Annotated in this window: 8 protein-coding genes; 7 read left to right on the top strand and 1 reads right to left on the bottom strand. The window is 40.6% G+C overall.

What is annotated here, in order from left to right:
* Positions 1-75 precede the first annotated feature (75 nt).
* Positions 76-3,018, bottom strand: a complete 2,943-nt coding sequence (locus VIM94_RS01960; protein ID WP_332037612.1) for a SusC/RagA family TonB-linked outer membrane protein — start codon at positions 3,016-3,018, stop codon at positions 76-78.
* Positions 3,019-3,245: 227 nt separating this feature from the next.
* Here VIM94_RS01960 and VIM94_RS01955 point away from each other — a divergent pair, with 227 nt between their 5' ends.
* The 7 genes from VIM94_RS01955 to pfkA form a co-directional block, all read left to right on the top strand.
* Complete coding sequence (locus VIM94_RS01955) at positions 3,246-4,268, top strand: LacI family DNA-binding transcriptional regulator (RefSeq protein WP_332037611.1); 1,023 nt, start codon at positions 3,246-3,248, stop codon at positions 4,266-4,268.
* Positions 4,269-4,400: 132 nt separating this feature from the next.
* Positions 4,401-5,756, top strand: coding sequence for an MFS transporter (locus VIM94_RS01950; RefSeq protein WP_332037610.1), 1,356 nt, complete (start codon positions 4,401-4,403; stop codon positions 5,754-5,756).
* A gap of 9 nt (positions 5,757-5,765) precedes the next feature.
* Complete coding sequence (gene pgmB / locus VIM94_RS01945) at positions 5,766-6,437, top strand: beta-phosphoglucomutase (protein WP_332037609.1); 672 nt, start codon at positions 5,766-5,768, stop codon at positions 6,435-6,437.
* Positions 6,434-8,740: a glycoside hydrolase family 65 protein gene (locus VIM94_RS01940; protein WP_332037608.1), complete on the top strand. Its 2,307-nt coding sequence runs from the start codon at positions 6,434-6,436 to the stop codon at positions 8,738-8,740. Before pgmB ends, VIM94_RS01940 begins: the two co-directional genes overlap by 4 nt.
* 11 nt (positions 8,741-8,751) lie before the next feature.
* Entirely contained in the window at positions 8,752-10,617 is a 1,866-nt protein-coding gene (locus VIM94_RS01935; RefSeq protein WP_332037607.1) for a glycoside hydrolase family 13 protein, read from the top strand.
* A gap of 13 nt (positions 10,618-10,630) precedes the next feature.
* Complete coding sequence (locus tag VIM94_RS01930; protein ID WP_332037606.1) at positions 10,631-12,067, top strand: alpha-amylase family glycosyl hydrolase; 1,437 nt, start codon at positions 10,631-10,633, stop codon at positions 12,065-12,067.
* Positions 12,068-12,191: 124 nt separating this feature from the next.
* Positions 12,192-13,123: 6-phosphofructokinase (gene pfkA, locus VIM94_RS01925; RefSeq protein ID WP_332037605.1), on the top strand; the 932-nt coding region annotated here is incomplete at its 3' end.

The following is a 13,123-nucleotide window of genomic DNA, read 5'->3' as shown; positions in this document are numbered from 1 at the left end:
TAGGGCCACCCCAAGAAAAACGAGCAGAATTGATTTAAATGTTTTAAACATAGCTAGTATATTATTTTGTTATTATTAAAATATAAGGTTTAGACCAAGTACAACACTGGTAGACCTTGGATAAAAATTATTATCAATACCACTGGAGATTTCAGGATCAAGCCCGTCATAATCTGTAATAGTCCAAAGGTTGGTCGCAGTTAATGAGGTTCTGAAATCTACTTTTTCACCTGGGAAAAGATAACCCAATGAAATGTTATCCAGTTTTACAAAATCTGCTTTCTGAATATAGTAATCTGAGAATAACTGGTTGTTTACAAAGTTGCTTTCCAGCACATTGCTGTTAAGATTTGAGTAGTAATCCTGTGGAGTTACTGTACCAGCGGTTACGAATCCGTTTCCAGACTGGGTATTGTTGTACATATAGTTACCAAAGCTTCCTCTGAAAGTAAAACTGAAATCCAGGTTTTTATAATTTAAGGTATTGGTGAATCCCATAAAGTAATCTGGATTGGCCTTCTTATAAGGTACTTTGTCTGCTTCGGTTATTTCGTTGTCACCGTTAACATCGGCATAAGCACCTTCAATTGGTTGCCCGGCCTCATTGTAAACCTGACGGAATACAAAGAAAGTAGAAGGATCGTAACCTTCTTTCCAGATCTGGATATTGTTACCAACACCACCGCTAATTCCCCCCTGAGGGATAAAGAAATTCGGGTTTTCACCTAAAGAAAGTTTGGTGATCTCCAAATCCTGGAAGGTGATGTTATAGTTCATATCCCAGTTGAAGTCTTCTTTCTGAATGATTGTTCCGTTAAGGCCTACTTCAATACCCTTACTTACAGTTTCACCAACGTTGGTAACCAAAAGGTCACTTAGGTTAGCTCCTGCAGGTACCGGTACGGTAGCCAAAAGATCTTCTGTTTCCCTGTAATAAGCTTCAACAGTACCAGAAAGTCTGTCATTAAAGAAACCGAAATCTAAACCTACGTTATAGGTTTGCAGTTCTTCCCATTTCAGGTCGGCATCAAATTCTTCAGGTCTAAGGGTGTTGTAGAATTGGTTTCCAAATTGGTATCTTGCTGGTCCTACACTGGGAGAATAGATTCCCATATAACCGTAATTACTTCCGATTTCCTGGTTACCGGTAACCCCGTAACCCGCTCTTAGTTTTAACTGAGATAAGGTATTGGAGTCCAGTAGAAACTCTTCATTGTGTATTTTCCAACCGATAGAGGCTGCAGGGAAAGTACTCCATTTATTATCTCCACCAAAGCGTGAAGATCCATCGCGTCGCACACTACCTGAAATCAGGTATTTATTTGCGATATCAAAGCTTGCTCTGGCAAAATAAGATTCCAGGGAATTTCGATCTATAACTGAAGGAACCACCCGGTATCCTGGATCATCAGCAACAGTATACTCATCATTATTCTCAATATAGAATTCCTGATAAGAGTGACCAGCGGTTAAATCCATTTCAGTATCAAGGGCATCCAATTCTGTTTTGTAAGTGAAGTAGAAATCCAATAAAGTATTACGGTTGATCCCGGAGTATTCCTGGGCGTATTCTCTTCCTTGAATATATAATCCGTTTCCGGCCGCATAACTTGGGCGATAGTTGTGCCCTTCATTTTCTGCATAGTCAAAACCAGCATTAACATTGAATTTCAATTCCGGAAGGAAATGGAATTTATATTCAGCATTTAAATTAGTGATGTTTCTCATTGTTTTCCCTCTTCCATCAAGGGTTTCAAGAAGTGCTAATGGATTTCTTGTGGCCTGGAGCTGGGGAATTACCTGACCGTTACTCATGGTATTGTGCTCAAAATAGCCTCCAAATGGTAAACTCTCATCATAAACCGGTTGAGTAGGATCAAAAGCCACAGCGGCTCCAATAGCGCCCTGGTCTGCGAAACGGTTCTCGTCTACAATACCTTTAGTAGTTAAGGCCAGTTTTAAATGATTATCAAATAAATCCTGGTTCAATGCGATGTTTAGTGCATTTCTTTCGTAAACATCGGTTTTCAATACTCCTGTTTGAGAAGTATGATTATAGTTAACACGGTAAGAGAAGTTTTCGAAACCTTGTGAAGCAGTAAGGTTATGTATTGCTCCAACAGAAGTTTGATAGATTACATCTTGCCAGTCTGTTTCGGTATCGCCTAAAAGCTCTGGGTTTGTACCAGGAGTAGATTCGATAAGTTCTCTGAATTCCTGGGCATTTAAATTATCTACTTTATCGATAATTTCCCCGGCAGAAACTTTAAGGTCATACTCCAACTGAAGCGGGCTACTCTTTTTCCCGGTTTTTGTGGTGATAAGAATTACCCCGTTAGAAGCTCTGGAACCATAGATAGAGGTAGCAGCAGCATCCTTTAAGATAACAAAATCTTCAATTTCGTTAGGGTTAATAGAGTTCAATTGGTTTCTTACCCCCTGAACTCCTCTCTGGTCTAATGGAATACCATCTACTACAATAAGTGGATCGTTGTTTCCTGACAGGGAAGAACCTCCACGAATTCTAATCTGACCACCTTCTCCCGGAGCACCTCCACCTGGAGTAATTCTAACCCCTGCAGATTTACCTGAAAGCAATTGTTCCGGAGAAACCACAGCTCCTTTATTAAAGGACTCCGAAGAAACCTTTTCTACCGATCCTGTAGCATCCTGTTCTGAGGTACTACCATATCCAATTAATACCACTTCTTCTAAAGTAGCAGCATCTTCATCAAGTTGAACATTGATAGTGGTTTGACCATCATAGGGAATTTCCTGAGTAGCAAAACCTAAAAATGAGAAGACAATTACATCTCCGGGTTGTACATCTGTGATGGTATAATTACCGTCAAAATCGGTTACAGTGCCGTTGGTAGTTCCTTTCACAATAACGTTTGCGCCCGGAACCGGAAGACCGGAGGCGCTTTCGCTAACCACCCCGCTAACGCTTTCCTGGGCGAAAAAGCTCATTGGTAGCATAAGGAGCAACATCAACGTGCTTTTGAATAGTGTTTTCATAAATTATTTTATTGATTTAACTAAATATTAATCTTATATTTTTACTTCCTGAGGTTAAAAGTAGGTAAAATCTAATGGCTCAAATGTGATTCTGGTCACCTGCAAGGTCCGAAAACGTTTGCGTGTTGAAAACTTTTTTATTTTAATGATAAGCCATGAAAATTATGATATTTTTACCATATCAGGTTTTAGTACTTGTTGAATTTATTAATTCCATATAAAATAATATGCGTCCTAAACTTACCCTAAAGCAAATTGCAAGAGAATTAGATGTCTCTATTTCTACAGTTTCAAAGGCTCTTAAAGACAGTCCTGAAATAGGAGAGGAGACTAAGCAAAAGATAAAAGCTTTCGCAAAACTTTATAATTACAAACCAAACAATATTGCTTTAAGTCTCAAGAATCGCAAGACCAGGACCATTGGGATTATTATACCCGAGATAGTTCATTATTTCTTTACAACAGTTATAAGCGGAGTGGAACAGGTAGCCAATGAAAAAGGCTATAATGTTATTGTTTGCCTTTCAAACAATTCTTTTGACAGGGAGGTCCTAAACCTGGATCTTCTCGCCAACGGCAGTACCGATGGATTTATTCTCTCCCTGGCCAAGGAAACTATGCAAAAGGAAGATTACCATCACTTAACGGAAGTTATTAATCAAGGGATGCCCGTAGTTTTATTTGATAGAGTAGTAGAAGAGGTTCATTGCGATAAAGTTATTATTGATGATATTATAGGAGCCAAAAAAGCTGTTGAACATTTAATAGAAACCGGATGTAAAAAAATAGGTATACTTACCACTGTAGATTATGTTAGTGTAGGTAAACTTAGAACCAGCGGTTATATAGAAGCTCTTGAGGAGAATGATTATCCTTTAGATGAAAACCTTATCCTTAAAATCGAGGATATGGAAAACAGCGAGAAGGAAATCGGGGAGTTTTTAAAGACCAGGGATCTTGATGGTCTTTTTGCGGTAAACGAGCAATTCGCTGTGTCGGCTATAGGGGCTTTGAGACGGCAGGGTCGCAATGTGCCCGAAGATGTTTCGGTAGTTGGTTTTACCGATGGAGAGCTCTCCAAAAACTTTATACCAAGCCTTACCACCGTTAGCCAGCACGGCACCAGAATGGGTGCAGAAGCAGCACGCCTGCTCATCGATAAACTGGAAAGAAAACCAGATGAGGTAGAATCCTATAAAACCGTTATTGTAGAAACCAGTTTGGTGCGTAGAGAATCTACAAAAAGCTAAAAAAGAGTTTTGCTTTAAAATTTTATTATATTTGCCCCCAGTTTAAATTTATCAGAACTTATATTTTTACTTCCTACCTTAATAAGTTTTGATAAGTCTTAGCGCTTATCGTAACACATTTAAACTTACGATATGCAAAAACGAACCTTGAGTTTTTGGGAGATCTGGAACATGAGTTTTGGATTCCTGGGAATACAACTGGGTTTTGCTCTCCAAAATGCCAACGCGAGTAGAATCTTACAAATTTTTGGTGCCGATGTACATGAACTCTCATGGTTCTGGCTGGTGGCACCTATCACCGGACTGGTAATCCAACCAATTATTGGGTATTATAGTGACAAGACCTGGACCAAATTGGGCCGGCGACGTCCTTTTTTTCTTACCGGAGCTATTCTGGCAGCGGCTGGACTTATTTTGATGCCCAATGCCGATATGTTTATCGCGATTCTTCCCTCCCTTTGGATAGGAGCGGGTATGCTTTTCGTGATGGATGCTTCTTTTAATATTGCTATGGAACCCTTTAGAGCCCTGGTTGCAGATAATCTGCCCTCAGACCAGCGAACTCTTGGATTTAGTGTGCAAACAATTTTGATTGGAGTTGGTGCTGTAATTGGTTCCTGGTTACCTTATGTGTTGGCTAATTGGTTCGATATTAGCAACCGCACCGTAGCCGGTGAGGTTCCGTTAAACCTGCTGTTATCCTTTGTTATTGGCGCAGCGATCCTGGTGGGTAGTATTCTGGTAACAGTTTTTACCACTACCGAATATTCCCCGGAAGAACTCGAGAAAATGGACGACCACGTGGAAGAAGAAATTCCCGAGGACGCAAAAAAATCCAGCCTTTTAGATATTTTCACCGACTTTAAAAATATGCCATTCACTATGCGCCAGCTTGCCTGGGTGCAGTTTTTTTCGTGGTTTGGTTTGTTTGGAATGTGGGTGTTTTCTACTCCGGCAATAGCGCATCATATTTATGATTTACCGCTGTCTGATAACAGCAGTGAGACCTATCAGGATGCAGGAGATTGGGTTGGTGTATTGTTTGGGGTTTATAACGCTGTTTCGGCTGTTTTTGCCTTCTTTTTACCTGCTATTGCTTTAAAAATTGGTAGAAAAAATACGCATATGGTTTCCCTTATCGTAGGAGGGCTCGGCTTATTATCCATCTATATCGCACCCGATGAATACTGGTTATTGCTTTCTATGGTAGGAATTGGAATTGGATGGGCAAGCATCCTGGCTATGCCATACGCGATTCTTGCAGGATCAATTCCGCCTAGAAAAATGGGAGTCTATATGGGGATTTTCAATTTCTTTATCGTAATACCTCAGATAATAAACGCACTTATTGGTGGCCCAATGGTGAAATACCTGTACGGCGGAAACCCTATCTATGCTTTGGTAACCAGTGGGATCGCCTTTCTTATTGCGGCTTTGCTTACCATAAGAATTTATGATGTAGATGAACCAGTAGTAGTAAAAAATTAAATTATGGAAATGAAGGAGAAAAAAGGAGTGATCTTCGATTTAGACGGAGTGATAGTAGATACGGCTAAATTCCACTTCCTGGCCTGGCGAAAGCTGGCCAACGATTTGGGTTTCGATTTCACTGAAGAACAAAACGAGCAACTTAAAGGAGTGAGCCGTGTACATTCACTTCAAAAAATATTAAAATGGGGTGGGATGAAGCTTTCAGAAGAAGAATTCCAGCACCAGATGGACCTTAAGAACGAAAATTACCTGTCTTATGTAAATGAGATGGATGCATCTGAAATCTTGCCTGGAGTGTCAAAAATACTCGATTATCTTATTGAGAATGATATTCCCTTTGCCCTGGGGTCTGCCAGCAAGAATGCGCGAACCATTCTGGAAAAACTCAATCTTTTAGAAAAGTTTCATGCTATTGTAGATGGAACCGATGTCTCTAAGGCTAAACCCGACCCAGAAGTCTTTTTGATCGCTGCTGAAAAATTGGGAGTAAAACCGGAAGACAGCATTGTCTTCGAAGATGCGGTGGCTGGAATTCAGGCCGCAAACCGGGCTAATATGACGAGTATAGGAATTGGCGATAAAACCACTTTAGGGGAAGCCGATTATGTGTTTTCCGATTTCACGGAAATAGAAAGAGAATTTATAGAAAAACTACTTAGTAAACAGAGAATTAAATGAACCAGGATTATATAAAACCAGACGAATGGTCAATACTTGAAGAGGGCTTTGATGTCGATAGAGTAAAATCATCGGAAAGCCTTTTTAGTATTGGAAACGGAGTGATGGGCCAGCGTGCTAATTTTGAAGAACAGTATTCCGGACCAAGTTTTCAGGGGAGCTATATCGGTGGGGTTTATTATCCCGATAAAACCAAAGTGGGCTGGTGGAAGAACGGCTATCCCGAATATTTCGCGAAAGTGCTTAACGCGCCAAACTGGATTGGAATAAACCTTTTTGTAAATGATGAGGCTCTGGATCTTTTTGCCTGTAAAGAAGTGAAAGATTTCAGAAGGGAGCTTAATATGAAAGAAGGCTTTCATCGCCGTAGTTTTGTGGCCGTTTTGCCTAACGATATTGAAATTTCGGTAATAGCGACCAGATTTTTGTCGATTGTTGAAGATGAACTGGGAGCGATAGACTTTCAGGTGGAGGTGCTTAACAGCGATGCAGAACTTCGCTTTGAACCTTACCTTGATGGCGGAATTACCAATACCGATGCCAATTGGGAAGAGCGTTTCTGGGAAACCCTAGAGGTTAAATCAGAAGCTGATAAAGGCTTTATCCTTTCTAAAACTCTTAAGACTGAATTTCATGTGGGCAGTTTTATGCAATCGGAGATTTTGGTTGATGGTGCAAAAAAAGATCTCGATTTTAAAGAATCTAAAGCCGAAGATAAACTTACTTTCTCCTATTCAGTGAATGCCGAAAAAGGGCAAAAAATTAGTTTGCGGAAATATGCCGGATATGTTTCCGATATGAACCATGAAAGAGATCAATTGGTTGCAGCGGCGAAAGATGTTTTGAAGACAGCTGTGGCTTCAGGTTTTGAGAACCTCCTTCAGCAGCAAAAAGAAGCCTGGGCGAAGATCTGGGAAATGGCCGATATAACAATTTCTGGCGATGTAAAAGCCCAGCAGGGAATACGTTTCAACATTTTTCAGTTAAACCAAACCTATTTAGGAAAGGACGAAAGACTGAATATTGGTCCTAAAGGCTTCACCGGTGAGAAATATGGAGGAAGCACTTACTGGGATACCGAAGCTTACTGTATTCCTTTTTATATGGCGACAAAAGATCAAAAGGTGGCCAGAAATCTTTTAACCTATCGTTATAACCAACTGGGTAAGGCCATTGAAAACGCCAAAAAATTAGGCTTTAAAAATGGTGCCGCCCTTTACCCGATGGTGACTATGAATGGGGAGGAGAGTCATAACGAATGGGAGATTACTTTTGAAGAAATTCATCGTAATGGGGCTATGGTTTATGCTATTTATAATTACGTGCGCTTTACCGGAGATTTTGAATATATCCCCGAAAAAGGTCTGGAAGTGATGATCGCAATAGCCAGATTCTGGCATCAGAGGGCTAATTTAAGCAGTGAAAAGAATAAATATGTTATTCTGGGAGTTACCGGGCCTAATGAATACGAAAATAACGTAAATAATAACTGGTATACCAACTATATCGCGAAATGGTGTCTGGAATACACCATGGAAATGATCGATAAGGTCAAGCATGGCTACGAAGAGGATTATGAGCGCATTATGGGGCATACCAAACTAACCGATAGCGAGTTAATTTCCTGGAAAGAGGTCTCTGAAGCTATGTATTTCCCATATTCGGAGGAAGAAGGGGTCTTTCTTCAGCAGGATGGTTTTTTGGATAAGGAGATAAAACCTGTTAGCAAATTGGATAAAAGTCAAAGACCTATCAACCAGAAATGGAGTTGGGATCGTATCCTGCGTTCCTGTTACATAAAACAGGCCGATGTGTTGCAGGGCTTTTACTTTTTTGAAGATCACTTCAGCACAAAAGAACTTGAAAAGCATTTTGATTACTATGAGCCTATTACAGTTCACGAATCTTCCTTATCGCCCTGTGTGCATAGCATTCAGGCTGCGGTTTTGGGTAGAATGGAACAGGCTTATGAATTCTATTTGAGAACTTCCCGTCTTGATCTTGATGATTATAACAACGAGGTTGAGCAGGGATGCCATATTACGAGTATGGCCGGAACCTGGATGAGCATTGTGGAAGGTTTTGGCGGAATGCGGGTAAAAGAAGATCAGCTGGAGTTTTCACCAAGAATTCCTGGGCAATGGGAAGCTTATTCCTTTAAGGTTAATTTTAGGGATCAGACCCTTAAGGTTACCGTAAGCATGGATCAAACCAGGTTTTTACTGGAGGGCGATAGTGCTATTAAGATAAAAGTGAATGGGGAAACCATAGAGGTAAGTCCTAACCAGGAAATTAGCGTTTAAATTATAGAAAAATGAAAAAAATATTAATTACTCTCCTTTTCTTCGGAAGCCTCTCAATGATGGCTCAAATTGAAAGGGTTGAACCGCCTCACTGGTGGCTTGACTTTGAAAATGATGAGTTACAACTGATGATCTACGGGGAAAATATTGGAGCGTCCCAGGTAAGCCTTGATGCCACTGGTATTAAGCTGGAAGCTGTGCATCGCGCCAAAAGTCCGAATTATCTTTTTCTGGACCTTAAATTATCAGAGCAGGCTGAACCGGGAATTTTTCCTATCAATTTTAAATTGGAGAACGGAGAAGAACTGGTTCATGAATACGAATTAAAAGAAAGAACCCGACCGGAAACTGATTTTATCGGCTTTAATAATAAAGACGCGATTTATCTCATTACTCCAGATAGGTTTGCCAATGGCGATGCTTCTAATGATGAAGATCCTTCTTTAAGGGAGAAAACAATAGACAGGGAAGATGATTATGGTAGGCACGGAGGCGATATCCGGGGAATCATAAATCACCTGGATTATATTGATGAGATGGGTTTCACCGCCCTTTGGTCTTCTCCATTATTGATTAACGATATGGAATCGGGCTCTTACCATGGGTATGCCATGACTGATTTTTACAAGGTTGATCCCCGCTTCGGAACCCTTGAGGAATACAAGGAATTGGCTGAAAAATCCAGGGAAAGAGGAATTAAACTTATTATGGACCAGGTGGCTAATCACATTGGCTCAGGCCACTGGTGGATGGAAGACCTGCCTTTTGAAGACTGGTTGAATTACCAGGAGGAATTTGAACAAGGCAAGGAATTAACCAAATCAAATCATATTAGAACCTCCAATCAGGATTTTTATGCTGCCGATGTAGATAAAAAACAAATGACCGAAGGTTGGTTTGTGGACACTATGCCCGATCTGAATCAGGAAAATCCATTTATGGCCAAATATCTTATTCAGAATAGTATCTGGTGGATAGAATACCTCGGTCTTGGTGGAATTCGACAGGACACCTATCCCTATCCCGATAAAGATTTTATGAGCGAATGGGCCGGGGCTATAATGACCGAATACCCCGATTTTAATATCGTGGGGGAAGAATGGAGCTATAATCCGCTTTTAATTCGTTACTGGCAGGATGGAGTAGACAATAAAGACGGCTACAAATCCAATCTAAGATCTACAATGGACTTTGCGATGCAGGGTGAAATTGTAAAAGGTTTGAAAGAAGATGAAGGCTGGGGAAGTGGACTTTTGAAAATTTATGAAGGCCTTGCCAACGATTTCGCCTATGAATGCCCCGAGGATATAATGATTTTCCCCGACAACCATGATAAGAGCAGGATCTTTACCCAACTGGATGAAGATGTAGTAAAAACCCAAATGGCTGTGGCCTATATGCTGGTACTTCCAAGAACACCTCAAATCTATTATGGCACCGAGATCCTTATGGATGATACAGCCAATCCCGGTGACCACGGACTTATTCGTACCGAATTTCCCGGAGGCTGGGAGGATCATGACACCAATGCCTTCACCGGTGAGGGACTCTCGGAAGAAGAGTTGGATATGCAGGATTTTCTGAAGAAGATCCTGAATTACCGTAAAGATTCTGAGGCAATTCATGCAGGAAGAACCTTGCATTTTGCTCCTCAGGATGGGGTATATGTGCTGGCAAGACAAACCGAAGCTGAAAGTGTAGTGATCATACTGAATAAAAATGAGGAAAACTTCAGTTTAGACCTGGAAAGGTTCAAACAATTAGGACTAAATGGGGAAACCCTTAAAAACCTGATTTCAGGAGAAACTTTTGAATGGGATAAGAGCCTGGAATTAGACCAGGAAGGCGTTTACCTTTTAACAACAAAAATGAACTAAAAAATAAATAACTATGAAACAATTTTCAATGATAATGGCACTTCTGGTACTGATGGTGGCTTGTAAAAGCGAGCCAAAGCAGGAAGAACAAAGAGAAGAAAAACAGGAAAGTCTGGAGCCGGTATCTAATGAGGCGATGGAATCGGCTGTGATTTATGAAGCGAATATTCGCCAATATTCCCCGGAAGGGACTTTCGAGGAATTTACCAAGGATATTCCACAATTAAAGGAATTAGGAGTAAAAGTGATTTGGCTGATGCCGGTTTATCCAATTTCTATGAAAAACCGCAAAGCAAAAGGGGACCTTTCTATAGAAGATATTGAAGACGAAGAGGAAAGAAAGAAATATTTAGGTAGCTACTATGCGATTGCTGATTATACCGAAGTGAACCCCGAATTTGGAAATTTTGATGATTTCAAAAATCTTGTGGATACCGCGCACGAGAACGGAATGTATGTTATTCTTGATTGGGTGGCCAACCATACCGGCTGGGACCATCACTGGATAGAAGAACATCCTGAATTTTACACTCAAAATGAAAAAGGTGAGATCGTTGATCCCTTAAATCCGGATACCGGTGAAAGCTGGGGCTGGACTGATGTGGCAGACCTTAACTATGAGAATAAAGCTCTTTGGGAAGCCATGACCAAAGAGATGGAATTTTGGGTAAAGGAATATGATATTGATGGTTTCCGCGCTGATGTAGCCGGAGAAGTTCCAACTAAATTCTGGGAGCAGGCTGTAGAAAAACTGGAATCCCACAAACCATTGTTTATGTTGGCTGAATCTGAGGATAAAGATCTTTTTCATAATGCCTTCGATATGGGATATAACTGGGAAGGTCATCACATTATGAATGAAATGGCCCAGGGCAAGAAAACTGTGGAAGACTGGAATGCCTATATGAAAAAGATAGATACCACCTACCAGGAGGATGATTACCTGATGAATTTCGTGACAAATCACGATGAAAACTCCTGGAATGGTACCGTAAAAGAAAGAATGGGGGAGGCTTCAGAAGCTATGCTTGCTTTTAGTTATACGCTTCCGGGGATGCCACTTATTTACAGTGGTCAGGAATATGATATGGATAAAAGACTGAAGTTCTTTGAAAAAGACACCATTTCTAAAGAAAAAGGAAAGGTATGGCCGATCCTTGAGAAATTAGGAGAACTTAAAAACCAAAATGTAGCCTTGCATGGAGCGAAGGAAGCAGCCTCTTATGAAGCTTTGGAAACTTCAGAAGAAGAAAAAGTAATGGCTTTTAAACGAGAGAAGAATGGGCAGGTCCTCATTTATCTTTCTAACTTCAGTGATTCTCCCGTTAATTTCACGATAAAACTGGAAGGAGAGTATACAGATTATATGACTGGAGAAAGTGTAAAGATGGCAGAGAATGGAAATTTCGAATTAAATCCATGGCAATATAGAATATTAGTAAATAAGTAAAAAAACTCCTAAATTAATAAAAACAGCCCGCTAAAACGGGCTGTTTTTATTAGTTATTAACCGAAAACGATTTAGTTTTTGCGGAAATTAGGTTATATTAATCAATTGAAATAGCTTTGAGGTAATGATGAAGAAAATTAACAATATAGCAGTTTTAACTTCCGGAGGAGACGCTCCAGGAATGAATGCCGCAATAAGGGCAGTTGTACGGGCTTGTTCATATTACAACCTTGAGTGTACAGGTATTTACCGGGGTTATCAAGGTCTTATTGAGGGCGATTTTGAAAAGCTTGACGCAAGATCTGTAAGAAACGTTATTAATAAAGGTGGTACTTTCCTTAAGTCTACCCGCGCAATGGAGTTCAAGACCAAAGAGGGGAGAAAAAAAGCCTATGATCACCTTAAAAAGGCTGGTGTAGATGCTCTGGTTGTGATAGGTGGGGATGGAACCTTTACCGGAGGACTTTTGTTTAATCAGGAGTTCGATTTTCCGGTTGTAGGGATTCCGGCAACCATCGATAACGACATTAGTGGCACCGATTATACCCTGGGCTATGACACCGCATTAAATACCGTGGTGGAAGCTATAGATAAGATCAGGGATACCGCCAGCTCCCATAACAGGCTGTTTTTAATCGAGGTAATGGGGCGCGATGCTGGTGATATCGCTTTGAATAGCGGGATTGGAGCAGGTGCTGAAGAAATCCTTATTCCTGAAGAAGAAGGGGGAATAGAGCTAATGATGGAATCTCTGGAAAAAAGTAAAAAATCCGGAAAGACTTCAAGTATTATCGTGGTAGCAGAAGGAGAGAAAAGCGGTAAAACAATTTTTGAACTCGCCGAACATATCGGCGAAAAATATGAAGAGTACGACATTAGGGTGTCGGTATTGGGGCATATTCAGCGTGGAGGTTCTCCAAGTTGTTTTGACCGGGTGCTGGCGAGTAAACTTGGTGTAGGTGCAGTAGAAGCACTTACCGATGGTAAATCCAATATTATGGTTGGAGTACACCATCAAAAAGTGGTTCATGTATCATTGGAAAAAGCGCTTAAGGA

This window comes from Salegentibacter sp., from assembly GCF_036568425.1.
Taxonomy (GTDB): domain Bacteria; phylum Bacteroidota; class Bacteroidia; order Flavobacteriales; family Flavobacteriaceae; genus Salegentibacter.
This window is presented reverse-complemented; position numbering and strand designations above follow the sequence as displayed.

Excerpts from the sequence above, each read along its gene's own strand:
- VIM94_RS01960 (WP_332037612.1), bottom strand. The coding sequence starts at position 3,018 with ATGAAAACACTATTCAAAAGCACGTTGATGTTGCTCCTTATGCTACCA.
- VIM94_RS01955 (WP_332037611.1), top strand. The coding sequence starts at position 3,246 with ATGCGTCCTAAACTTACCCTAAAGCAAATTGCAAGAGAATTAGATGTC.
- VIM94_RS01950 (WP_332037610.1), top strand. The coding sequence starts at position 4,401 with ATGCAAAAACGAACCTTGAGTTTTTGGGAGATCTGGAACATGAGTTTT.
- pgmB (WP_332037609.1), top strand. The coding sequence starts at position 5,766 with ATGAAGGAGAAAAAAGGAGTGATCTTCGATTTAGACGGAGTGATAGTA.
- VIM94_RS01940 (WP_332037608.1), top strand. The coding sequence starts at position 6,434 with ATGAACCAGGATTATATAAAACCAGACGAATGGTCAATACTTGAAGAG.
- VIM94_RS01935 (WP_332037607.1), top strand. The coding sequence starts at position 8,752 with ATGAAAAAAATATTAATTACTCTCCTTTTCTTCGGAAGCCTCTCAATG.
- VIM94_RS01930 (WP_332037606.1), top strand. The coding sequence starts at position 10,631 with ATGAAACAATTTTCAATGATAATGGCACTTCTGGTACTGATGGTGGCT.